Source organism: Rossellomorea sp. FM04394 (assembly GCF_041889765.1).
Lineage (GTDB): Bacteria > Bacillota > Bacilli > Bacillales > Bacillaceae_B > Rossellomorea > Rossellomorea aquimaris_B.
The window spans coordinates 3294077-3318408 of record NZ_CP168654.1 but is presented as its reverse complement, the minus strand read 5'-3'; the positions used below and the strand labels follow the sequence as shown (position 1 = coordinate 3318408).

At 43.8% G+C, this 24332-nt stretch carries 21 protein-coding genes and 1 pseudogene; 21 read left to right on the top strand and 1 reads right to left on the bottom strand.

Translation table 11 applies throughout. The features are described from left to right. Positions 1-24 precede the first annotated feature (24 nt). From ACCB35_RS16765 to ACCB35_RS16665, 21 genes and pseudogenes are all read left to right on the top strand, one after another. A complete protein-coding gene (locus ACCB35_RS16765) occupies positions 25-276 on the top strand; it encodes a HypC/HybG/HupF family hydrogenase formation chaperone (RefSeq protein WP_374057053.1) in 252 nt (83 codons plus the stop codon). Next, entirely contained in the window at positions 233-1339 is a 1107-nt protein-coding gene (gene hypD / locus ACCB35_RS16760; protein WP_374054573.1) for a hydrogenase formation protein HypD, read from the top strand. The genes ACCB35_RS16765 and hypD overlap by 44 nt, the downstream gene beginning before the upstream one ends. Before the next feature lie 5 nt (positions 1340-1344). Then, on the top strand, positions 1345-2352 hold the full coding sequence (gene hypE, locus ACCB35_RS16755) for a hydrogenase expression/formation protein HypE (protein ID WP_374054572.1): 1008 nt from the start codon (positions 1345-1347) through the stop codon (positions 2350-2352). 48 nt (positions 2353-2400) lie between these two features. Next, positions 2401-2898 (top strand): cytochrome b5 domain-containing protein, encoded by a 498-nt coding sequence (locus tag ACCB35_RS16750; RefSeq protein WP_374054571.1) that lies wholly within the window; start codon positions 2401-2403, stop codon positions 2896-2898. Further along, positions 2898-3803: a hydrogenase small subunit gene (locus ACCB35_RS16745; protein ID WP_374054570.1), complete on the top strand. Its 906-nt coding sequence runs from the start codon at positions 2898-2900 to the stop codon at positions 3801-3803. The genes ACCB35_RS16750 and ACCB35_RS16745 overlap by 1 nt, the downstream gene beginning before the upstream one ends. Further along, positions 3796-5202, top strand: coding sequence for a nickel-dependent hydrogenase large subunit (locus ACCB35_RS16740; protein ID WP_374054569.1), 1407 nt, complete (start codon positions 3796-3798; stop codon positions 5200-5202). The genes ACCB35_RS16745 and ACCB35_RS16740 overlap by 8 nt, the downstream gene beginning before the upstream one ends. Beyond that, entirely contained in the window at positions 5202-5663 is a 462-nt protein-coding gene (locus ACCB35_RS16735) for a hydrogenase maturation protease (RefSeq protein ID WP_374054568.1), read from the top strand. Before ACCB35_RS16740 ends, ACCB35_RS16735 begins: the two co-directional genes overlap by 1 nt. 73 nt (positions 5664-5736) lie before the next feature. After that, positions 5737-6213 carry a DUF5661 family protein gene (locus ACCB35_RS16730; RefSeq protein WP_374054567.1) on the top strand — a complete coding sequence of 159 codons (477 nt, stop codon included), beginning with the start codon at positions 5737-5739 and terminating at the stop codon, positions 6211-6213. Positions 6214-6517: 304 nt separating this feature from the next. Continuing rightward, entirely contained in the window at positions 6518-7498 is a 981-nt protein-coding gene (locus tag ACCB35_RS16725) for a LacI family DNA-binding transcriptional regulator (RefSeq protein WP_374057052.1), read from the top strand. Between the two features lie 6 nt (positions 7499-7504). Continuing rightward, positions 7505-8395: a ribokinase gene (gene rbsK, locus ACCB35_RS16720; RefSeq protein ID WP_374054566.1), complete on the top strand. Its 891-nt coding sequence runs from the start codon at positions 7505-7507 to the stop codon at positions 8393-8395. Then, entirely contained in the window at positions 8392-8778 is a 387-nt protein-coding gene (gene rbsD, locus ACCB35_RS16715; protein ID WP_374054565.1) for a D-ribose pyranase, read from the top strand. The genes rbsK and rbsD overlap by 4 nt, the downstream gene beginning before the upstream one ends. Before the next feature lie 18 nt (positions 8779-8796). Continuing rightward, a complete protein-coding gene (locus tag ACCB35_RS16710) occupies positions 8797-10287 on the top strand; it encodes a sugar ABC transporter ATP-binding protein (RefSeq protein WP_374054564.1) in 1491 nt (496 codons plus the stop codon). Further along, complete coding sequence (gene rbsC / locus ACCB35_RS16705; RefSeq protein WP_034756545.1) at positions 10280-11233, top strand: ribose ABC transporter permease RbsC; 954 nt, start codon at positions 10280-10282, stop codon at positions 11231-11233. The genes ACCB35_RS16710 and rbsC overlap by 8 nt, the downstream gene beginning before the upstream one ends. A gap of 10 nt (positions 11234-11243) precedes the next feature. After that, positions 11244-12182, top strand: a complete 939-nt coding sequence (rbsB, locus tag ACCB35_RS16700; protein WP_374054563.1) for a ribose ABC transporter substrate-binding protein RbsB — start codon at positions 11244-11246, stop codon at positions 12180-12182. A 668-nt stretch (positions 12183-12850) separates the two neighbouring features. Then, entirely contained in the window at positions 12851-13528 is a 678-nt protein-coding gene (locus ACCB35_RS16695) for a response regulator transcription factor (protein ID WP_374054562.1), read from the top strand. After that, a complete protein-coding gene (locus tag ACCB35_RS16690) occupies positions 13521-14870 on the top strand; it encodes an ATP-binding protein (protein ID WP_374054561.1) in 1350 nt (449 codons plus the stop codon). Before ACCB35_RS16695 ends, ACCB35_RS16690 begins: the two co-directional genes overlap by 8 nt. 106 nt (positions 14871-14976) lie before the next feature. Further along, positions 14977-18015, top strand: coding sequence for an efflux RND transporter permease subunit (locus ACCB35_RS16685; RefSeq protein WP_374054560.1), 3039 nt, complete (start codon positions 14977-14979; stop codon positions 18013-18015). 145 nt (positions 18016-18160) lie between these two features. Beyond that, positions 18161-18460 (top strand): hypothetical protein, encoded by a 300-nt coding sequence (locus ACCB35_RS16680; RefSeq protein WP_374054559.1) that lies wholly within the window; start codon positions 18161-18163, stop codon positions 18458-18460. Positions 18461-18908: 448 nt separating this feature from the next. Then, positions 18909-19205, top strand: a pseudogene (locus ACCB35_RS16675) (substrate-binding domain-containing protein); the annotation flags it as partial. 481 nt (positions 19206-19686) lie between these two features. After that, positions 19687-20541, top strand: coding sequence for a malate synthase (locus tag ACCB35_RS16670; RefSeq protein WP_374054558.1), 855 nt, complete (start codon positions 19687-19689; stop codon positions 20539-20541). Positions 20542-20865: 324 nt separating this feature from the next. Then, entirely contained in the window at positions 20866-21819 is a 954-nt protein-coding gene (locus ACCB35_RS16665) for a toll/interleukin-1 receptor domain-containing protein (RefSeq protein WP_374054557.1), read from the top strand. Between the two features lie 1365 nt (positions 21820-23184). Here the strand turns inward: ACCB35_RS16665 and ACCB35_RS16660 are convergent. Next, positions 23185-24147, bottom strand: coding sequence for a hypothetical protein (locus ACCB35_RS16660; protein WP_374054556.1), 963 nt, complete (start codon positions 24145-24147; stop codon positions 23185-23187). Positions 24148-24332: the final 185 nt, after the last annotated feature.

Here is a 24332-nt window from a genome sequence, read left to right as displayed (position 1 = left end):
CGAAAATGAAGGTGGCGAATGGATTTGTGCTTGGGAGTACCGGCAAAAGTCATTGAAATGGAAGGTCAGGAAGCCCTGGTGGATGTAATGGGGTCGAGGATGTTTGTAGGGACTTTTTTTGTTCCGGAGGTGAGGGTCGGTGATTATGTATTACTTCATGCAGGGCAGGCCCTTACCGTAGTGGATGAGAAATACGCAAAAGAAAGTATAGAAGAATGGAGGAATGTGTTAGATGGGAAACATGGAGCTTTTTTCGGATCCGGTGCTGACTCGTAATTCTGTTGGAGCCGTCATTGATTTAGCAAAGAAATTTAAAGAAGAAAAAGGCCGGATTCCAGTATTCATGGAGGTATGCGGTTCCCATACGATGGCACTGGCCAAAACAGGAATAAAAACGAGATTGAAAGATGATGTACAGCTCATCGCAGGGCCGGGATGTCCCGTATGTGTCACAGATCAAAAGTCGATCGACGCCATGATTCAATTATCCGAAGAGCCTGACACCATTCTTTGTACATTTGGCGACATGATGCGTGTACCGGGTTCTACTTCCACCTTAATTAAAGCTAAGACAGAAGGAAAGGATATCAGGGTTGTATACTCTCCATTAGACAGTGTGAAAATAGCAGAGGAAAATCCCGATAAGGAAGTCATCTTCTTAGGCATTGGATTTGAAACGACCATTCCCATTCTCGTTCTTGCCGTTCGAGAGGCAGAAAGAAAGGGTGTAAATAATTTTTCGATCTGGATGACTACAAAATTGGTGGAGCCTGTATTAAGAGCACTCCTTCATTCAGGCGAAGTGAAGCTTGACGGATTTCTCTTGCCTGGTCATGTCTCCGTTGTGATAGGAGAGCAGAGCTACCGTTATTTAGCGGAGGAATTTTCTGTTTCGGGTGTCATTACCGGCTTTGAACCCGTTCAATTGCTCAGCGGGATTTATAAACTGCTAGAGTACCAGTTGGAAAAAAAGGTTAAAATCATCAATGATTATACATATGTTGTAAGGGATAAAGGAAATCCCGTGGCCCAACGTTTACTGGAGGAATATTTAGAAGCTCATGACGAGGCGTGGAGAGGGATAGGGACGATTCCCAAAAGCGGATTGGTTCTCAAAGAGAAATATGCGAGGTACGACGCCAAAAAGAAGTTTAATATTTCAGTAGGGGAGCCGAGAAAAACCAAATGCCGCTGTGGTGAAATCGTCCGGGGATTAATTACTCCGGAAGAGTGTGTGCTGTTCAACAAAGGATGCACTCCCACTCATCCGATCGGTCCTTGTATGGTATCGACAGAAGGAACCTGTGCGGCGCATTATCAATTCATGAGGGAGGTGTAGCTTCCGTGCAGCGAATCAGTCTGGCTCATGGGGAAGGCGGCGAATTAACACATAGGCTGATACAAGATGTCTTTATCCAATCATTTGGACACTCAGAGCAAACCAAGTTTGACTCTGCGATTCTTGATATCCCGTCACAAACCATCGCTGTCACAACAGATAGCTATGTAGTAAAACCCCTGATCTTTCCAGGTGGGAATATAGGGAAGCTGGTTGTAACAGGAACAGTGAACGATCTGGCTGTAAGCGGGGCTGTTCCTCATGTGATAACTGCGGGTTTTATTCTGGAAGAAGGGTTCCCGATTAAGACTCTAAAAGAAATCGTCAACACGATGGCGGAGGAAGCAGAGAGAGCCGGGGTCAACATAATTGCGGGTGATACAAAAGTAGTCGAAAAGGGGAGTGTGGACGGCCTTTTCATTAACACGACAGGGGTCGGTGTGATGAGAGAACAGCATCGCTTGAAACCTGAAATGGTTAAAGAAGGGGATTCCGTCATCATCAGCGGTACCATAGGGGATCACGGCGTCGCGATCCTGAGTGCACGCCAGGAGCTTGGGCTGCTCACCGATGTCAGGAGTGATTGTGCCTCATTGAACCACCTGATCCATGAACTCCTGGGAGGAGTCGAAGGTATCCGGGTCATGCGGGATCCGACAAGAGGTGGGTTGGCGACAACACTCGTAGAGCTATGTGAAGACTTTCATTTCACCATTGAAATGGATGAAGCTTCTATTCCGGTACGCGCTGATGTTCAAGGTGCATGTGATATTTTAGGCTATGAACCTCTTTATCTCGCGAATGAAGGGAAAGTGGTGATCATCGTGGATTCAAAGGAGGAACAAAAGGCCATTGATATGTTGAAGGGTCACGAAACAGGAAAGGATGCAAGGGTGATCGGCCACATCACATCCTGCCATGTTCAAACCGGGAAACTGCTTTTAAGAACGGCTGCAGGCACGACAAGAAGACTCAATCGCCTGTCAGGTCAGCTTTTGCCCAGAATTTGTTAATCGTTCAGAAGTACAGGATAGGGGAAATGGCCCAAGGGGGAAAACATCATGGATAGCATCGAAATGATCAGAATGCAGGTGAATCATCTTGTGACACAATCCCGGCAGGATCTCTATACGTTATCAACCTTGAGTGATCCTTCGCGGAAAGCGCAAATTCTTCAGCGGTTATGGGATGCACTCTCTACGATTCATTTTCTTAGTGAATGGCTGGCGAATCAAGCTAAGAACAGTCATCATACAGGTTCAGTTCCTTTTGGGAATGTAAATCAGTCACAAAATCCTTCATCGACTCCGTCTATATCACCATCCAATCAACGTACGTTTACAATGGAAGAATTATCCACATTCACCGGGAAAAATGGGAACCCGGCTTATGTAGCGGTCAATGGCATTGTGTATGATATGACAACTAATCGGGCTTGGGCAGCTGCTACCCACTTCGGCTTGACTGCGGGCAAAGAGTATACGCAGGAATTTGCTTCCTGCCATGCCGGTCAACAATCGATCCTGGCTGCACTACCCGTTGCAGGGAGGCTGGTTTAATGGAAGGACAAATTTTGCCGCCGGAGTCTTTAACAAATGAAGCCATTGCCGAAAGGCTTACCAGTACGGCACTGAAGAACCTAGAAAGAAAGGTGATCAAGAAAAAAAACCTCATCTACTTAGAGTTGAATGGTTGCTCGGGTAATATCATTTCCTTGTTGAACGGTCAGAACCCGGACTTTGAGTACACGCTTAATTCAATGGTCGATCTTCGTTATTGCAACAGCTTAATGGCTGCCGAGGGAGAACGAGCGATCGAGAAACTGATGGAGGCGATGGATGAAGAGTATATCCTAGCCGTTGAAGGAGCCGTCGCGTTAAAAAACAATGGGTTATACAATATCATCGGCAGCTGGCAAGGGAAGCCTCTTACAGGCCTTCAGGCAGCCAGGATGCTCGGGGAAAAGGCATCCTTTATTTTAGCTGTGGGGGCTTGTGCCACCCATGGCGGGGTGTCAGCAGCCAAACCGAATCCATCGGAATCTGTAGGGCTGCAGAAGGTCCTGCCTGACAAAACCTTGATTAAACTTCCAGGGTGCCCTGTCCATCCAGATTGGTTCCTGGGGACATTGGCACATCTATTATTATATGGGGCGCCGGAAACAGACAGTTTAGACCGGCCTTTAATGTTTTATAGCACACTTATCCATGACCGCTGTCCAAGAAGGCCGTTTTTCGACCGGGGGATATTCGCTGAAAAATTAGGGGACAAAACATGTTTATTTAAGCTTGGTTGCCGAGGCCCCGTGACGAGGGTGGATTGTCCGACAAGGCAATGGAACGGTCATGTCAATTGGCCGATAGGGGATAATACGCCATGCATCGGCTGTGCACAGTTTGGATTTCCGGATGCCATGGCGCCGTTCATCAGCTATGACACAACAAGGGTGGTGAAGGATGAGTAAGAGAATCGTCATTAATCCGTTGACACGAATAAGCGGCTTTATGGAAATTGATGTAGTGGTCGACCAGAATCAAGTCGTCGATGTCAAAACAAAAGGAAATTTATTCAGGGGTTTTGAGCAAATGTTAGTAGGAAGAAGTCCCTTTGATGCCGTCTATTTTACTCAGCGGATATGCGGCATTTGTTCCGCGGCCCACTCCATGGCTTCATCCCTTGCTCTAGAAGATGCTTTGAACATTGAACCATTGGAACAAGGGAGATATTTGCGGGATATCATCCATTGCTGTGAATTTTTACAGAATCATATCCGCCATTTCTATCAATATACCGTTCCCGACTATGTAAAGATTGAACAAAACTCTCTATTCCAGGCGGACCATGTCGATTTTCGATTACCCAAGAATATCAATGACCGTATCTCGAAGCACTACTTTGATTCCCTCCAGTTCAGTCGTCTGGCTCACGAAATGTTGGCGGTCCTGGGCGGCAAAGCCCCCCATAATCATGGGGTTTTTATTGGAGGGATCACGACTCAGGCAACTGCTGAGAAGGTTGCTCACATTGATTCCATTCTGGAGAAAATCATTCGTTTCATTGATGAAAAAATGATCCCCGATGTCTATGACATCGCACACTTTTATCCAGACTATTTTCGATTGGGTGGAGGGTATGGCAATCTATTAACCTACGGAGCTTTTAACCATTATAAAGACCTGGGCACACTTTATGTGGATCCCCTATTCTCAACAATGGAGTCTGTGGAAGCATTTGATGAAAATAACATTAAAGAAAAAATAGATTATTCCTATTATAAATCGACTAATAATAGCTCTCAGCCACCTGAAGCATTGACCGAGCCTGATATGGACAAGGAAAAAGCCTATTCCTGGGTGAAAGCGCCACGATACAATGGTCTCCCTGCAGAGGTCGGACCGTTGGCAAGATTAATTCTGAGTGGAGCGTATACCAACGGAATATCGGCAATGGATCGGACGATTGCCAGAGCACTTGAAGCAAAGAAAATCACGGAAATCATGAAAACATTACTACAGCAAATCATTCCAGGAGTAGATGTGCAGAAAATATATGAACTTCCCGAATCGGCATCCGGGAGAGGGTTAGTGGATACGACGAGAGGCGCCCTGGGCCATTGGTTAAAGATCCAGGATAAGAAACTCTCTTTCTATCAAATCATCACTCCTTCCACATGGGATTTCTCGACCAAGGATGATAGTGGCTTTAGAGGGACCGCTGAAGAAGCCTTAGTCGGTACACCCATTCAGGATCCGGATAACCCTGCAGAGATCGGCAGGATCCTTCGTTCCTTTGATCCGTGTATGTCCTGCGCCACTCATGTCTATAGACCAGGAAAACAAGTGAAAACGATAAAGGTGTTTTAATGGGAAAAATAATTGTTTTAGGTATTGGCAATCAATTGATGATGGATGATGGAGTGGGCATTTACCTGGTGGAGGAGCTATCCAAGCTGAATCATACACCTCATGTATCGTTTTTGATTGGAGAGTCAGATATTGATTACTGTATGGGTGAGATAAAGAAAGCCACCTTTGTCATCATTGTGGATGCGGTATATTCAGGGAACAATCCCGGGGAGCTTACCGTTTATCCACTTGACCATTTGCATGAATATCAAACGCTGGACATATCGGCGCATAACTTTCACTTGTTTCAATCATTGTATCAACAAAGGGAAACAATCAAGGGGTACCTTATAGGAGTGGAGCCTTACGAGATAAAATTTCATATAGGATTAAGCAACTCGTTACAAGAAAAATGGAAAACGATCTTACGGGATGTATCAGCCACCATTGACAGGCTGATTGCCAAAAGTGAAGAATGACCATTCGTTCATATGAATAGAAGAACCTTCCCAGTGTGCAGGCATATCATGGTTTTGTATATAGGTGAAGGGAATGAAAAAAATGTACCATGTTACCGGCATGTGCCCACATCAATATCATCATGATATCAATCCAGCGATGCATAACTATGTAAGTCATCCTGCTTACAGGGGATATACTCCTCCCAACCATCCATATGGTGCCGTTCATGTCGCCAAGTCAGGTGGAAGTCTAGAAGAAACAAATATGTACAGACCTACTGCCACTCAGCCAAACTCCTTCAAAACAAGCTATTCTAAAGAGGAAGCAGCAGCCATAGCATTACTGTTAGGCATCGATTTTACCACCAGTAAATTTAATTTAACTGAGTTTTGGATGGGCGTAAATACAGAACTTGAACACGGGAAAAAATACTATCCAACAAATGTTACGGCGGATGATCCCATTACTACCGGGAAAATTGCATTGGCTCATTTAAACGAATTTCCTGATTATTATAGAAGGTTGAAAGTTCTTGAAGATGAGGCAAAAGCGTATTGGAATAAATGAAATGACAAGTAGGTGGGGACGGTCTCCGCCTACTTGTCATTTAGTATTGAATAACAAAAGGCAGCCTCAATATATTATTTAGTTGCTTAGGGTAACCTGGTAAATTTCTCGAGATGAATTTTGGGTACCGAACCCCGGTTCAAGCAGACAGTATAGCCATAACTACACCCTAACTCCCAAAAACCGTTGAAAAAGTAGAAGGAGGGGGAAAGAGAAGAAAAGGTTGCAAGCGATTACAATTATGTGTTACCTTATGTGTAACCGGTTACACAGTAACCAACCAAACGAACAGGAAGTGACGCACGTGGCAACAATCAAGGATGTGGCGAGTGAAGCGGGGGTGTCGGTGGCGACGGTCTCCCGGGTGCTGAATGATAACGGCTATGTAGGAGCCGAGACGAGGAAGAAAGTGATGGGGGCGATCGAGAAGCTGAATTACAGCCCGAATGAGGTCGCACGCTCCCTGTATAAACGGGAGTCAAGGCTGATCGGACTGCTGCTTCCGGATATCACGAACCCGTACTTCCCGCAGCTGGCGAGAGGGGTCGAGGATGAAGTGAGTGAGGCCGGGTTCAGGCTCCTCCTTGGAAACAGTGACGAGAACATCCAGAAGGAGCTGGATTATATCCAGACCTTCGTTCAGAACAATGTCGTCGGCATGATTTCTGCGACCAATCATGTGGAGCATGACCAGCTGTATAGTGAATTGAATCTCCCACTCGTCCTCCTTGACCGCACCACGGACAACTATCCGGCTGTCTATGCGGACGGCCGCAAAGGGGGACGCCTGGCGGCAAAGACCTTGGTTGAAAAAGGGGCGAAGCGGATCACCGTCATGAAGGGGCCGGCACACGTGAAGCCGGCACAGGACCGATTCCGTGGAGCCGTGGAGTACTTGAGCGGGACAGACGTTGATTTCACGGTGATGTCCACGACCTCGTTCTCCTTTGAAGACGCAAAGGGTTGGGCAGAGGAACTGTTCGCCACCTATCCTGATACGGACGGGGTCATCGCGAGCAATGATATCGTCGGGATCGCCATTCTACATGAGGCCTTGAGGCTCGGGAAGAAGATCCCGGGAGACGTACAGATCATCGGCTACGATGATATCCCACAGAGCAGCCTTTCCTATCCGGCGCTTTCTACCATCAGGCAGCCGGCTTACGAAATGGGCAGACAGGCCGCGGCACTTCTGATTAAACTGATAAAAAAAGAAAAAGACATTGATACCACGGTTCAGCTTCCGGTTGAACTCATACAGCGAAACACAACACGAAAGGGATGAAGAAAGATGAAAAAAGCGAAGATTGCCGTGATCGGCAGTTCATCCATGGATCTGGTGGTCACATCAGCGAAACGCCCTGGTGCAGGGGAAACGGTACTTGGAGACAGCTTTGACACGGTACCTGGAGGAAAAGGAGCCAACCAGGCCGTTGCAGCAGCAAGGCTTGGGGCTGATGTTTACATGATTGGATGTGTAGGCGATGATCCGTACGGCAAAGAGATTTTGGAAAACTTTAAGAGTAACGGTGTTCATACGGACTATGTGGAACCGGTTACAGGTCATAAATCCGGTACGGCTCATATCATCCTTGCTGAAGGAGACAACAGCATTGTCGTCGTCAAAGGGGCCAATGATCTTGTGACTCCTGAGTACGTAGAAAAAACAGCCGACTTCCTCAAAACATGCGATCTCATCATGATCCAGCAGGAAATCCCCGAGGAAACGGTTGAGTACGTGGCAGACCTTTGTAAAAAGATTGAAGTACCACTGCTACTCAACCCGGCTCCAGCAAGGAAGATCTCACAGAAAGTCATCGATGGTGCCAGCTACCTGACACCAAATGAACATGAAGCAGATGTCCTATTTAACGGAATGAAGCCGAAAGAAGCACTGAAACAATATCCAGATAAAGTCATCATCACCGAAGGAGCAGCCGGAGTTCGTTACCATGATGGTACAAAAGAAATCCTCGTTCCTTCCTTCAAAGTCGAAGTCGTCGATACGACAGGAGCCGGCGATACTTTCAATGCCGCATTTGGAACGGCCGTGGCTGAAGGACAATCAATGGAAGAAAGTCTTCGATTCGCAAACCGCGCTGCATCGCTTTCTGTGACCGGATTCGGGGCACAGGGCGGAATGCCGACAAGAGACGAAGTGGAAAGGAAGCTGGCAGAATGAAACGACATGGCATCTTGAACAGTCACATTGCAAAAATACTAGCCGATCTCGGCCACACGGATACAATCGTCGTAGCCGATGCTGGTCTCCCAATTCCGTCAGACGTTGTCAAAATCGATCTGGCATTGAAACCGGGAGAGCCATCCTTCCTTGACGTGGTCCAACTGTTAAAGGAAGAAATGGTTGTTGAAACCGTCACGCTAGCTGAAGAAGTCGAAACAAATAAAGGGGTTAAAGAACAAATGACCTCATGGTTCGAGGGGATCCAGTATGTATCCCATGAAGACTTCAAGAAAGAAACCCATAAAGCGAAGGCCGTCATCCGAACGGGGGAAGTCACACCGTACGCGAATTGTATCCTTCACGCGGGAGTCATTTTTTAAAACAAAGGGGGTAGTAGCATGCAGATCAGCATGAAGAATATCCATAAAGCATTTGGGGCGAACAAGGTCCTTGAAGGCGTCGACATCGAGATCCAGCACGGAGAAGTCCATGCCCTGATGGGAGAAAACGGTGCCGGAAAGTCGACCCTGATGAACATCCTGACGGGTCTTCACAAGAAGGATCAGGGAACGATCACCATCGACGGAAAGGAAATGATGTTTGATAATCCGAAGCAGGCCGAGGAATTCGGCGTTGCCTTCATCCACCAGGAGCTGAACGTCTGGCCGGAGCTGACCGTCCTTGAGAATCTTTTCATCAATAAGGAACCGGTTACACAATTCGGTCTCATCAATACAAGAAAAATGAAAGCGGTTGCGAATGAGCAGTTTAAGAAACTGAACATTTCCATCCCTCTCACAAAAGAAGCCGGACAGTGCTCGGTCGGGCAGCAGCAAATGATCGAAATCGCCAAAGCCCTCATGACGGATGCAAAAGTCATCATCATGGACGAGCCGACGGCGGCCTTGACGGACCGGGAAATCGAGACGCTCTTTACCGTCATCCGTTCGCTTAAAAAAGCAGGCGTGTCGATCGTGTACATCTCCCACCGGATGGAAGAGATCTTTACGATTTGTGACACCATCACGGTCATGAGGGATGGACGCACGGTGGATACGACGCCGATCCCCGAGACGAACTTCGATGAGGTCGTGAAGAAAATGGTTGGACGTGAACTGACGGACCGCTTCCCGGCACGGGATCCCAAACCAGGAGAAACGATGCTTGAAGTACGGAACCTTACCAAAAAGGGACTGTTTGAGAAAGTAAGCTTCGAAGCACGTTCAGGAGAAATCGTCGGCGTGTCAGGATTGATGGGAGCAGGCCGAACGGAAATCATGCGCACCATCTTCGGACTCGACGGACGATATGAAGGCGAAATCCTCGTGAACGGGAAACCGGTCACCATTAAAACACCAGATCAAGCAGTAAAGCTCGGTCTTGGATTCATCACCGAGGATCGGAAGGATGAAGGACTCGTCCTCGACTTTTCCCTGAAGGATAATATCGCTCTTCCAAGCCTCTACAGCTTCACAAAGAAAGGCTTGATCAACGATAAAAGCGAGCAGGACTTTGTGGAAATGCTCATCAAACGGCTGACGATCAAGACCGAATCAGCCCGGACCCATGCAAAGAACCTGTCCGGCGGGAATCAGCAAAAGGTGGTCATCGCCAAATGGATCGGCATCGGTCCGAAGGTGCTCATCCTCGACGAACCAACAAGGGGAGTCGATGTCGGGGCGAAACGGGAGATCTATCAACTGATGAACGAGCTCACCGACCGGGGCGTCGCGATCGTGATGGTATCATCCGAGCTGCCGGAAGTACTAGGAATGAGCGACCGCATCCTCGTCGTCCATGAAGGGACCATCGCAGGAGAGCTATCAAAGGAAGACGCAACACAGGAAAAAATCATGACATTGGCGACAGGAGGTCACGCACATGAATAACGCACTCAAAACGAATCACGTCGGCAATCTTATGCAAAAGCTCGGTCCACTCCTCGGACTGTTTGTGCTGATTGCGACCGTATCCATCATCAACCCTAGTTTTCTAGAACCCTTGAACTTATTGAATCTATTACGACAGGTTGCGATCAACGCCCTGATTGCCTACGGGATGACCTTCGTCATTTTGACCGGGGGAATTGATTTATCCGTCGGCTCGATCCTCGCCTTATCCAGTGCCCTCATGGCAGGGATGATGGTATCGGGAATCGACCCGATCCTTGCGATCTTGATCGGCTGTATCCTCGGAGCCGTGATGGGAATGGTCAACGGATTATTAATCACAAAAGGAAAAATGGCACCATTCATCGCAACACTTGCAACCATGACGATGTTCCGTGGTTTAACGCTTGTATACACAGACGGAAACCCAATAACGGGACTTGGCGACAGCTATGCATTCCAATTGTTCGGAAGAGGATACTTCCTTGGAATCCCAGTCCCGGCCGTCACGATGATCCTGACGTTCGCGATCCTGTGGGTGATCCTGCACAAAACCCCGTTCGGCCGAAAAACCTATGCCATCGGTGGAAATGAAAAAGCAGCCCTCATCTCAGGGATCAAAGTACCACGCATCAAAGTGATGATCTACTCCCTGGCAGGCCTACTGGCAGCACTCGCTGGAGCGATCCTGACGTCACGCCTGAATTCAGCCCAGCCGACAGCGGGTACATCCTATGAACTTGATGCCATCGCCGCCGTCGTACTAGGCGGGACAAGCCTGTCAGGCGGACGCGGACTGATCGTCGGAACATTGATCGGTGCACTCATCATCGGAACGTTAAACAACGGTCTGAACCTGCTCGGTGTCTCATCCTTCTTCCAAATGGTCGTAAAGGGTGTCGTCATCATCATCGCGGTTCTCATCGACCGAAAGAAAGCAGCGTAGGAGGGATACTATGAAAAAAGCATGGTTACTACTAATCAGTTTGTCACTCCTATTCCTCGGCGCCTGCTCCCTGCAGCCGCCGGAATGGGCCAAGCCAAATAAAAGCTCAAACCCGGAAGACATCAAAATCGGACTATCCGTTTCAACACTGAATAACCCATTCTTCGTCTCCATGAAAAACGGGGTAGAAGACGAAGCGAAGAAACAAGGCATGGAAGTCGTCGTCGTTGATGCACAGAATGACGCCGCCAAGCAAATCAATGACGTAGAAGACCTCATCCAGCAGGGCGTCAACGTCTTACTCATCAACCCGACGGACTCAGCGGCCATCTCCACTGCCGTTCAATCTGCCAACAGCTTGGGTATTCCCGTTGTCACCCTTGACCGCTCAGCGGAAAAAGGAGACGTTGCTACACTCGTCAGCTCGGATAACGAAAAAGGCGGCGAAATGGCCGGAGAATATATGGTCGAACAGCTTGGTGAAGGAGCAAAGGTTGCCGAACTAGAAGGTGTCCCTGGAGCATCCGCCACACGTGAGCGTGGAGCCGGGTTCCACAACATCGCGGATGAAAAGCTAGATGTCGTGGCCAAGCAGACGGCAAACTTTGATCGTACCGAAGGCTTGAATACGATGGAGAACCTGATCCAGGGGAACCCAGACATTAAAGCGGTGTTCGCTCATAATGATGAAATGGCCCTTGGTGCATTGCAGGCGATCCAGAGTTCTGGTCGTGACGTTCTAGTCGTTGGATTTGATGGAAATGAAGATGCGATGACTAGCATTCGGAATGGTAACCTGTCTGCGACTGTTGCTCAGCAGCCTGAGAAGATCGGTCAGTTGGCTGTTCAGGCTGGGGCTGATGTGTTGCAGGGGAAGAAAGTGAAGGAGAAGATTCCGGTGCCGTTGAAGTTGGTGACGGAGGAGAATATAGAGGCAACAGAAGAATAGACTAGGTGGGAAGCTCCTTTCGCGTGTTTGTGCGGAAGGGGCTTTTTCTTTTGGATAATGGAGTAAGACCCTTGGTACGTGGCATCAATTGTAGCTACCAAATAGTTCTTCATCTATCGGATTTGATGCAAAAAGATGAACAACTCAGGAATCTATAATAATGCAGATAGAATGAAAAACTGGTATTGCATTAATAAACTTTTTGAGGAGGGGATTTTAATGATACATACGAAAACGCCTGGAGGAATTTACGATGAGAATGATTACTGGGCTGTTTCATACATTGACATTCCACCAGACAATCCCGATGATTAAAAATCAGTGGCAGTTCTTCATTTGAAGATTTTAGGGTCAAACCCTCGATACACGATTTTGAGCAGACTTTGTAGAATCTTCCTGCGCAATGAAACAACTACATTTAGATCTAATGGGTCATACTCACGTCACATTTCCAATGTACCATAAACATAATAAAAACTTCTATTGATCAGGAAAACGTTCCTCATGCAGATGAATCAGACATTGTGTTGAGTGCGCAATAAAGCAAATGAATAATATGCAGTGATATTATTTTTATTTCATCACCTATACTATAATGGTGACAATCGATATAAAATTTCTTACTCCTGGTTGTACATAAAGATACTTTTTCAGAATGAGGTGTTATCTTGGCCACCATTTTAGTAGCAGATGATGATCATTTCATCAGGGAACTGATCGGGATCTATTTGAAAAAAGAGGGATATACAGTTGTAGAAGCAAACGATGGTGTAGAAGCTGCGAATCTTTTATCTGAGCTCACCATTCATTTATGTATCATTGATGTGATGATGCCAAATAAAAACGGCTGGGAGCTTTGTAAGGAAATAAGGGAGTTATATGACCTGCCGATTTTAATGGTTACGGCTAAGGGTGAGAGCGAAGATAAAGTAAAAGGCTTTCAGCAAGGGACGGATGATTATATTGTCAAGCCATTTGATGCACATGAGTTAATGATGCGGGTTAAAGCGCTGTTGAGGAGATACAAAATCAATACGGCAGATAGAGTAACCATTGGAAATGTCATCATCGATGCGAACAGGATGGAAGTGACCGTTAATCATGAGCCTGTCCTTTTCCCTTTAAAAGAGTTTCAACTCTTGTACAAACTTGCCAGTCATCCTGGTCAAGTGTTCTCAAGAGACCAGTTAATAGAAGAAGTTTGGGGAAGTGATTTTGAAGGCTTTGATCGAACCGTCGATTCACATATTAAGAAAATAAGAAAAAAATTAAATCAACAAACGGCTTTTGATATCGTGACAATCAGGGGACTGGGCTATCGTTTAGAGGTATTGAAGGATGTTTAACACGTTATATGTTCGCGTTGTAGTCACATTCATTTTGGTTGTAGGAATAAGTTTGACAGCCGCTTTTTTTATCACTTTCAGCTATTATCAAGAACGTGTGTTAAATGAGTTGGAGGAAGAAATGATCCAGGCTGGAAAGGGGATCATTCAGTTACAGAAAACGACGGGACAAGAGAACCTTGAAAGCTATTTAGCGGGTATACCAGCCATGACGATAGCCCTCTATTCAGAAGATGGAGAAGTGAAGGTGTTTGGAAAACATACGGATGAACCATTGGCAGCCTCTTCTGACGTCCGGAAAGTGCTGAATGGAGGAGTGTATCGGGTGAAATCCACGGAAAAAAGGTTGTTAAAGAAAGTGACAATCGGTTTGCCATTTCAAGTGGAGGGAACGAGATATGCGCTCTTTCTCAAGCCAAGAATCATGGATCGCATTGATGTTATTAAAGAGGCTCTGATTACCGTATTACTGTATGTGTTGATGATTGGCAGCTTACTTTATTTACTGGCAGCTTACCAATTAGTCAATCCAATCAAAAAGCTGACCGCGTTGACAACCAAAATCGCAAAAGGTGACTTCAAGCAAATTAATTCCATTAAGCAAAAAGATGAAATCGGCGAATTGGTCAGAAGCTTTAACAAAATGACTACGGAACTGATGAAACTGGAAACGATGCGAAAAGAATTTATATCCAATGTTTCACATGACTTACAATCACCTTTGACATCAATCAGGGGATTTGCTGTTGCGATAAAGGAAAATGAGTTTTCAAAAGAACAGCGGGATCATTACTTAACTATTATTCAAAAAGAAAGTGAACGACTTGCAAAGCTGAGTGAGAACTTATTAAAACTGTCCGTGTTGGAAAATAAGGATTCATTACTGGAGAAAGAAACCTTTCGCCTCGATCAACAAATCAGGCACGTTTTTTTAAGCCATCAGCCCCAATGGCTTGAAAAAAAACTTGAGTTGAATTTAGAGAAGGTTGAAAAAGCAGAAATCACAGCAGATCGATTGCAATTAGAGCAGGTATGGCATAATTTACTAACCAACAGTATCAAATATTCCAATCTCTGTGGCGAAATTAAAGTAGTGGTAAGGGAGATGCAAAACAAAATCCACGTTGTTTTTTCGGACACGGGGATGGGGATTCCTGAAAAGGATCTTCCGTCTATTTTTGACCGGTTTTACAAGGTGGACAAAGCAAGGGTCCCTTCAGGACAGGGCAGTGGATTAGGGCTGGCCATTGTCAAGAAAATCATTGACCTTCATGAAGGTGAAATCTCCATTGAAAGTGAAGTTGGAGCAGGAACTTCTATTCATATCGTTCTCCCGAAATAACGGCAAACTCTTCTATAGAGTCTGCCTTTTTTTATGTTTCTTGGTCATATTCAGGGCACATTTCTCTTTTATAGTGAAATCATAATCGAAAGGGGACATGCGGAAGATGAAAAAATGGATTGATTTCAGCTTGAAAAATAGTGTTGCCATCCTTGTGTTAACGATCCTGGTGGTAGCAGCTGGTTTACTATCAACAAATACGATTAAGTTGGAAACCTACCCTGACGTGGAGATTCCAACCCTTATGATACAGGTGGGTTATCCGAACCATTCCTCCGAAGAAGTGGAGCAGGATATCACACTGCCAATCGAGGAAGCGGTTGAACAACTGGCCCCTTATGAAGAATTAACGAGTACAACAGGGGCAAACAGTGCCATGATTCAAGTAAGCTATGACTTTGATGAAGACATGGATGAACGGGAACGTGACATTCAATCAGCCATCAGTAAGCTTACGCTGCCTGAAGATGCCACTCTTACGTATAAACGGTTATCAGCCAGTGCAAAGCCTATCTATCAAATTGCCTTTGCAGATGATGAATTAACAGCGTTACAAGATGATGTAACGGATAGTCTTGCACCACAGCTTCAAACCATTGCAGGTGTGAGTGACGTAACAGTCTCTGGAACATCCACAACCAAGCTGGTCGTAGAAGTAGACGAAGAAAAAGCAGCTGAGAACGGGGTAACCGTGACAAGCATCATCAATGTGTTGAACGAGAAAAACCACGAGCTGCCTCTTGGAAGTCTGGATGAAGAAGGAAAGATCCCGGTTAGTATAGAAGGGGACATTTCCAGCGTTGAAGAGATGAAGAAGATCCAAATCCCTGTCCCTCAACAAGGGAACCAGCCCCAGCCTCAGAAATCAACGTTCATTTCCTTAAGTGATGTGGCTGAAATCAAAGAAGTTGACGAACAGAACAGCATCACCAGGTATAATGGAAAACCGGCACTTTTGTTAAATGTAACGAAAACACAGGATGCGAATACGGCTGAGGTGGTTGAGCTTGTAAAAGAAGAGGTGGAAGACTTCAATGATTCGTATGACTTTGAAGTATACACCATCACTGATCAAGGGAAAGAGGTAGAGAAATCCGTCAACTCCCTATTAAAGGAAGGCGGATTCGGTGCCTTATTTACAATCATGATTATCTTGTTGTTTTTAAGAAATTTCCGGGCCACATTCATTGCCATACTGTCATTACCGATTTCAATATTAGGGACCATTGCCGTTCTTGACTATTTTGGATACTCCTTAAACATCATGACGCTTGGTGGGATGGCAGTGGCCATCGGCCGGATTGTCGACGATAGTATTGTCGTCATCGAGAACATGTTCCAATGGATGCATAAGAAAAAAGAGCAGTCAAAACGGGAGCTCATTCTGGACGCTACCAAAGAAGTCATAGGAGCGGTCACGTCGTCTACGGTGGCCACCGTTGTAGTGTTTCTGCCCTTGGCTTTTGTAGGGGGAATTGTAGGAGAGTTCTTTAAACCGTTCTCGATTGCCGTGGTGACATCCATTGTCCTTTCCCTGCTTGTAGCATTTATTCTAATCCCGGTATTGGCTTTGGCGCTTTTAAAAGAAGGACGCCATGAAGAGAAGCAGGGATGGATTCAAAAAGCATACCACCGGTTATTAAAAGGTTCACTGAACCATAAAAAGATGGTCATGGTAAGTGCTGTTGTATTATTGTCAGGAGCCCTCTTCATGGTCCCTGTCATCGGCAAGTCCTTTCTGCCAAGTGGTCCGGCAAGTGCACTAGAGACAGACATTGAACTTCCAGTGTCCACAACACTTGAGGAAACCGATAGGCTTGCCAAAGAAATAGAAGACATGCTCATGAACGAAGCGTCCGTAGAGTACGTTCAAGGCTCTGTCGGATCCGTCAATAACACGAATCAATTAAATCAAAAAGCATCGGCTGATTATAAAGCCACCTTCTTTATTCAATTAAAAGATGGGTACACCGTGACATCAGAACGAAAAGCCCTGGAAGAAGAAATAACAGAACTGGTCTCAGCATCATACCAAGACAGCACCGTTCGAATGCAGGAGGTACAGCAGGAAGGACCTCCATCTGGAAAGACGATTGATATCACCCTCTACGGTGAGAATGTAGAGGCTCTCCTCGATGCTGCCGATCAAGTGGAAGGTGCACTACGAGAACATGACCAATTAACGGATGTGTCCAGCTCAGCACAAAAGCTTCAAACGAAATACAAATTGGAATTAACAGATGAAGCCGTTGAACTAGGCGTCAATCAATATAGTATCCACCAGCAGCTAAAGGAAAAAATGAATGAACTGTCAGCGGGTGTCATGGAGGTTGACAGCAAAGAGCTTGAGGTAGTGGTAACATACAACGAGCTCATCCGTGACAAAGAAGAACTGGAAAATACGGAGATCCTCACACCACAGGGGCCAAAACCTTTAATCGAACTCGCAACGATCGAGGAACAGTTCATTCCAGCAAGTATTCAGCATAAAGACGGCAAACTTGCGAACACATTATCAGCAGAAAGTGCCAGTGAGGAAGTTGGAGCCGTCACGGAACAAGTAGAAAAAGATGTGGCCTCACTACCCATCTCAGAAGAAGTGGAATGGGAAGTCGGTGGCGGACAAGACATGATGACAGAAGGATTCCGTGACCTTGGTCAGGCCATGATGATTGCCATAGGACTGGTGTTCTTAACGCTCACCATCACATACGGGGGAGTCATCACTCCATTTGTGATCCTTTCTTCATTGATATTTGTCCCAATCGGCTCTCTGGGAGCCCTCCTGATCACAGATGAAACCCTATCCATGAGCGGAATGATCGGGATGCTGATGCTAATCGGGATCGTCGTCACCAATGCGGTGGTCATGCTGGACCGCGTAGAAGCCAATCGCATTAGCGGAATGGCCTTAGAGCATGCAGTGATTGAAGCCTGTACCACCCGCTTCCGTCCCATTCTGATGACGGCACTTGCTACGATCCTGGCACTCGTCCCACTGGCTTTATCCACATCCTCTTCAGGTGTGATATCGAAAGGGCTCGCCATCACGGTCATCGGCGGACTGACCACCAGTACACTGCTCACCCTTGTTTTCATACCCGTTCTGTACAGTGCAGTAGGGAAATGGAGAAGGTTATCTTAAACATGAGTTAGATAAAGTGCCAGTATGTTTCATTTTAAGGGGGGATGTCGGTTTGATTGAATACATCTCCAGTGTTCTTCTAACATATATGTATTAACTAACAGGCAGGATGAGCATTCTGCCTGTTCCTATAGGGGGGATCGTGATGAAGAAGTGGATCATCGTTAGTGTTGCCGTGATGGTGGTTTTATTGAGCAGCATGTATGTGACAAAGCCTACAGAGGATATGTACCCAGAGTGGCTGTTGAGTGTTGTCAGTGAAAGAGTTGGTGCGAACCAACCTTTAGAGAATAAAACGTTGAAGGCGTTAGGGGAGAAAATGATTAAAAGTAATTCAGAGTATCATGATTATGTTTTTTTTACTGTTCATACAACCCGATTTATGGGGAAGGAAATGACGTTTATTGGTGTTTATGGTTCTTTTGTGCCTGTTAGGGAGAGGTAGTGAGGTAGGGAAGGAAGTGAGAGATATAGAACTGAGAGATTTAAAGTAAAGTAGATAATTAGGGACAAAAACTATACGACTAACCAGATTTATCCAATCGAATGTACCTTGGTGCATTAGTATAAATATAAGTCCGAAAATAATAACAGCAATCATGGAGCCAATTGAGCCTGAATTCCACCATTTTCCTTTCGACCATCTCCGGAATTCACCCAAAAAGTAGAGTAAGAACCGTCCCCGGTTTGCAGTTCATAGGCAGGATGGATGTAATCATGATGTTTGAGTAGTTCATACGGAGGAGTTCTGGGTCGAGGACTTGGAAGAGTGTATTTTCTACTAGGTGAAGAGGAGAATTCAGGTCTTTATCATCAATGGCTGATAAGGTCATTAGTTGAAAGGGCGCTTTTCCAGATTAATGCAAAAAGTCAAATTGGATCCGTCCCCGTTTAACCCAGATATCAAAGCTGTGTTTGCTCATAACGATGAAATGGCATTGGGAGCACTACAGGCGATCCAGAGTTCTGGTCGTGACGTTTTAGTCGTTGGATTTGATGGAAATGAAGATGCAATGACTAGCATTCGTAATGGTAATCTGTCTGCGACTGTTGCTCAGCAGCCTGAGAAGATTGGTTCGTTGGCTGTGCAGGCTGGGGCTGATGTGTTGCAAGGGAAGAAAGTTAAAAAGAAAATTCCGGTGCCTTTGAAGTTGGTGACGGAGGAGAATATACAAGACTCTTCAGAATAAATTGTGGTGGTAAACCTCATTCGTGTATTTGGACGAATGAGGTTTTTTTCTTTGTTGATAAAAGTAGTGGAGAAAAGAATTCAGCTTTTCTTGCTTGCGTTTGCTCCAATTGAGTTGGGGGTCGCCCTGTTTTTCAGGTGATTAAGGCAACAGAAATAATCATCTTTAAGATAACAAACCTGCTCTTCATTTTCTCCTCCAAAGTGATCTTCAACCGGGGATTTTGACGAGAAAAACCAAAAAACTAAGGGGTGTACCAGTCATCAAGATTTGAACAAAACTACATTTTACCTCGCAATAAAATAGGTTGTCAACACTGAAGTTGTATTTTTATCAAAAAAATGGTATGATTATTATCTGGTGATTTTTTACATTGAACGTTTAGTTATCTATCTTATTTATTTCGAAGGGAAATTCAAACAGTTTTTGTGAGCTTTTCAGGCAATAGTACCCGAGTTATTATACAAGGAGGACTAATATATTGAATTTAATCAATAAGAAAGTTACACATGAGCGGTTTGGTATGGGAAGTATCGTTAAACATAATGATACGGTAGTTGAAATACATTTCGCCTCGGAAAATAAAAAATTTGTTTACCCGGATGTATTTGGACAACACTTGAAACTACATGATAAAAGTGCTGCCAATTCACTTGAAAAAATTTTACACGAGCAGGAAATGGAACTCAAAGAGGAAGAAATGCAGAAGCAAGAGGAAAAGGAACGACAAAGAAAATACCAGGAGCTTCGAGTGGGTCATGAAAAACTTATGAAAAATCATAAACTTCATCCCGAATCGCAGATGGTTTACAGGTGCGATACAGAAGAACAGAGTAGCACCTTTTCAGATTGGACGGTTTCCTCTGGTGAAATTAAAAGTGGTAATAATAAGGGCAAGCCAAACAAGCCCAGTCGCTTACACCAAAACAGTGCGGTCCTGCTGACAGCTGTCGATCCCGGCATGCTTGAAAAAGACAGACGGATATTAGGTGTCTATATGGTGAAGGATCATTTCATCGGTAAACTTTGTGAAGATGGAAATATTCCTGCCCATTCCCATTACAGACTCAAACTTTCAGACGAGGAATCGAAGCAGATGTCTTTTTGGAAGTACTATGTCAATGAAAAATCCCCTCAAAAAACGACTTGGAATACAGGTAAGTATCGTTATTTTGATAATTCGTGGATGGCTCAGATTCTGCGCGACATCGTTTCATTGAAAAGTGGCACGGAGGAACAAGAGCTGGCACAACAATTTCTGGACCACTTCTCTAAGGTGAATCAAATAGTAGAGCAGGAGTTAAAAGAGCCAAATGGAGCATTATTGCGTGCTTAGATAAGAACAGCGGGGGGACTGGCACATATAAGGTGAGAGAGTGTTAGGTTCACTGCGAATAGTGTTAAACAGGGACAAGGCTACCGCCTTGTCCCTGTTTGTATTTTTGGTGACTTTGTTGATAAAATTAGTGGAGAAAAGAATTCAGCTTTTCTTGTTTGCGGTTGCTCCAAATGATTTAGGGGTCAGACCCTCGACAAAGTGAAGCGATAATGAGCTGAGGGTCTGACCCCATTTTTTGTATTTAATATTGAAAAATATTCCTAATTCTTATTGAAAACCGTTATAATTATCACTAATTAATTTTAAAATGAGGTGGGTAATTTGAAAAAGATTTTCATATCATACTCTTGGGAAAGTGATGAGCATAAACAATTTGTCAAACAAATCGCTGGAATGTTAGAAGAGGATGGTCTTGAAGTTAAGCTGGATCAATGGGATTTAAAACCAGGGGACGAATTAGCTCTTTATATGGAGAAGGCGATTACAGAATCCGATTATGTATTAGTGGTCTGTTCTGAGGGCTATAAAAGAAAAGCTGATGGTCGACTAGGTGGAAGCGGCTACGAAGCAAAATTAATGGCTACATCCGTATCAATGAACCAACATATTAAAAAATTCATTCCAATATATGTTGGTGGAGACTGGAATTCAGTATCACCTGAATTTCTTAAGGGAAACTTATACGTTGACTTAAATCACGACATTAATAGTAAGAAATTTGAGCTAAGTTACACTGATCTTTTAACAACCATACTTGGAATCTCAAGAAAGAAGAAAAACAATAGTGTGGATGCAAAAGAAAGACTAGCGAAAAGACTTGGTGTATCTAAATCTGAACTTTTAATCAGTGAGAAAGGTCAAGATGAAGATGTTGATGTGAAAATTCTAGGGATTATTGTAGATGAAGTAACTATTCCCAAAAAGGATGGATCACGAGGGTCAGCTTTGTATAGCATTCCTTTTGAACTCAATAAAAGACCTGAATATGATTGGTCAAAATATTTTATTGCCAGTTGGAATCACCCTCCTCGATTTACCATGATGCATCGACCAGGTATTGCAGAAGTCCGTGGTGAAAAGATTTTCTTGAATGGCACAACAATTGAAGAAGTAAAGAGTTATCATAGAGACACATTAGTTCTTGCGGTAAACGAAGCAAATGAGAAATACAGGCAGCAAAAGTTAAATCAAAAAGCTAAGAAAGAAAGAGACCAAATTAATAAACATAAACATTTTGATAACTTGAGTAAGCATGTTGACGATATTAGTTTTTAATGCTTAATTTATCACTAAATTAAATATTCTTTGAAACATGGATGGACTAGAAGATTAATGCTTATAAGGCCAAGAGCGATAACAGATAAGATGCTCTGGGCCTTTTCTTATACTTTTCCTAGAGTCACAGGTAAGTTGTTTATGTATGTCACACTTTAGTTGTCTCGAACAAAAGTAAAATTGTGTATTCATAATTTTTAAGTTTCTAATCTATGCTCCAAATAGTATTTTTATGCTTGGTTTCAAAGTAGGTGGGGACGGTTCCGTCACTACCTTTTCATTTAGACGATCCCCAAGGATTTGCCCAAAAAGTAAAGTAAGAACCGTCTCCGGTTTGCACTCCAAGGGTATCCTTTCCCAGCCCACCTCTCTATATAAAAGTTGAATACAGATTGATACAGGAGTGAAACAAATGAGTGGATCAAGACAATTAATACAAAGTGGGTTGGACTTAAATAAATACTATCCCCTAGAAAGTATTCTCCTGTATGCGTGGATTCTTTTGAATGAAGAGGCTCAGGTCGGGTGTATGGTTCTTGGGGAAAGCAAGTATATCAGATCAATTAGAAAGTTTCGAGATGTGATATTTTACAGAGGGAACAAGATTAATGAGTATTTGCATTCGCGGATTCAGCCTTCGAGTAAATGGTCGGTGTCTGAGAAGTATGAGTATGGGCATGTAATTACGTATAGGTTGAGGAAGAATGTCACTTGTGGGGATTATTTGTATTGGGTAGGAATATTTGTGAAAAACGAATTTGAGATTCCGGAATTGACCAGATTCCGGAAGGTCTTCTTGCGGCGAAAAGCATGTGAATCGGGTGCGGAAATGACCTGCAAACAGACTTAAGAACTTAGAGAAAGAATAGATTTTAGAGAACAACAACATCAAAACCCCCGCCATTAGAGACGTTAAGGATGTAGATAGGCTGGAGGCGCTGATTGGACGTTTCGTTGGCAGGTGGGGGCGAGGCTTGCTGATGACACTGATGGATTACGTGGCGATGGAGCGATTCAGCTTGATCGAGTTGTCGAGACGAGCTGATTGTGTTTATGGATGAGCAGTTTGACGTACAGGAGGATATTGGGGTTAGACCTTCGTAACAGTGATACATTAATGGAACGGGGGTCTGACCCCGATATTCCTATATATGATCAAATTTTCCCTTTTGTGAACCCAAGTGACAAGGATTTTTTACAGTGGTGAATTAAGGTTTGGTAAAGTGGATGATGCCACTTACACCGTTTATTAAATAGAAATAGATTATTTTTGTCAGTTATTAATGAACAGCAGAAACTAAGAAAAATAGATAAAGTTACCGATGAAAAGTATGAATTAATTAGAATACATTTTTTCGTATTTTTTTAAGTTATTTTTTTAAAGGAAAGTCCTTGTGAATATTTATAACACGTTTCTAATGCCTCAGATATATTGAAAGTTCCACTTTTCTCTAATTGTTTTTCAAGTTCAATACAAAGGGAATATATAGGAACTAAGTTTGGTATTTGTAAAATAATATAACCATCCTTATCTTTGGAGAAATAATTTCCCGGCTTTACGTTTTCTACTGGTAAAAAGGAGCGATCGAATAATTTATAACTATAAATAAAATCCTTATTGATATTGGTTTTTTTACCTACTGTTGGGTAAAATTCTATATTATATTTCACCTTATTATCTAAGAATGAGAATTTAAGAATTGTGGAAACAATTTCTTTCAACAATTCGAATTTTTCATCAGTATTAGGTTTACCTTGGTTTTCATAAATACTTTCTAAGGCTCTTTTACCTAGTTGATGACATGAATAGGTTGAAAAAGGCAATGTAGGAGAATCAGTTGCATTGAAATAGCAGGCAGCAGTAAATATTTTATCTGGTGTAGTTAGCTTAGTGGTAAGTATGGTTGGATTAATTTCTTCAAAATTAATATTTAACTCTTCACATTTTTCTTCCATTTGATGTCTGAATTCTGTTTCTAATTCAAAGTTTATAACCGGACTCCATTTTTTAATACGATACTCTCTTTTCTTTGCATAGTCTATTGCATCATCAAGGTCATTGGCTATTTTTTTATAGTCTGGGTTAGTCCACGCCTCTTTACCATACATTGAATAAATCTCAATAACTTTCTCTTTACCAAATTTTTTCTTCGTTGCGATTCTTTTATAACCATCAATCTTTCCATCTATGCGAAGCCTTGTAAACGTAAATCTAGAATCAATAATTTTCAATAAAAACCTTGCGTGTTCTTCAAAAACAAATCCCGAAAAACTTTGTAATTTTTTCTCTATTAAGCGAAGATGCATTTTTTCTTGAATTTCTTCCATATCAATCCCTCCCTTTGTATCTTTATATTTAATAATATCCTATTTAGATTGAAACTTCGAAGGATAAATAACTACGAAACTAACGGTTAGTTGTTTCTATGCCTTGTATCTTGCTCCTGAAAAAGGACAGTAAGTTGATAAAGCACTGGTCTATTAAGGAACTAGCCAAAAGGAAAATACCCTTT

What these genes read in the sequence shown, in the direction of transcription:
- ACCB35_RS16690 (WP_374054561.1), top strand. Translation starts at nt 13,521, where the DNA reads ATGTTTAACACGTTATATGTTCGCGTTGTAGTCACATTCATTTTGGTT.
- hypD (WP_374054573.1), top strand. Translation starts at nt 233, where the DNA reads ATGGGAAACATGGAGCTTTTTTCGGATCCGGTGCTGACTCGTAATTCT.
- ACCB35_RS16680 (WP_374054559.1), top strand. Translation starts at nt 18,161, where the DNA reads ATGAAGAAGTGGATCATCGTTAGTGTTGCCGTGATGGTGGTTTTATTG.
- rbsC (WP_034756545.1), top strand. Translation starts at nt 10,280, where the DNA reads ATGAATAACGCACTCAAAACGAATCACGTCGGCAATCTTATGCAAAAG.
- ACCB35_RS16740 (WP_374054569.1), top strand. Translation starts at nt 3,796, where the DNA reads ATGAGTAAGAGAATCGTCATTAATCCGTTGACACGAATAAGCGGCTTT.
- ACCB35_RS16735 (WP_374054568.1), top strand. Translation starts at nt 5,202, where the DNA reads ATGGGAAAAATAATTGTTTTAGGTATTGGCAATCAATTGATGATGGAT.
- rbsD (WP_374054565.1), top strand. Translation starts at nt 8,392, where the DNA reads ATGAAACGACATGGCATCTTGAACAGTCACATTGCAAAAATACTAGCC.
- ACCB35_RS16750 (WP_374054571.1), top strand. Translation starts at nt 2,401, where the DNA reads ATGGATAGCATCGAAATGATCAGAATGCAGGTGAATCATCTTGTGACA.
- ACCB35_RS16710 (WP_374054564.1), top strand. Translation starts at nt 8,797, where the DNA reads ATGCAGATCAGCATGAAGAATATCCATAAAGCATTTGGGGCGAACAAG.
- ACCB35_RS16745 (WP_374054570.1), top strand. Translation starts at nt 2,898, where the DNA reads ATGGAAGGACAAATTTTGCCGCCGGAGTCTTTAACAAATGAAGCCATT.
- ACCB35_RS16685 (WP_374054560.1), top strand. Translation starts at nt 14,977, where the DNA reads ATGAAAAAATGGATTGATTTCAGCTTGAAAAATAGTGTTGCCATCCTT.
- rbsB (WP_374054563.1), top strand. Translation starts at nt 11,244, where the DNA reads ATGAAAAAAGCATGGTTACTACTAATCAGTTTGTCACTCCTATTCCTC.
- rbsK (WP_374054566.1), top strand. Translation starts at nt 7,505, where the DNA reads ATGAAAAAAGCGAAGATTGCCGTGATCGGCAGTTCATCCATGGATCTG.
- ACCB35_RS16660 (WP_374054556.1), bottom strand. Translation starts at nt 24,147, where the DNA reads ATGGAAGAAATTCAAGAAAAAATGCATCTTCGCTTAATAGAGAAAAAA.
- ACCB35_RS16730 (WP_374054567.1), top strand. Translation starts at nt 5,737, where the DNA reads ATGAAAAAAATGTACCATGTTACCGGCATGTGCCCACATCAATATCAT.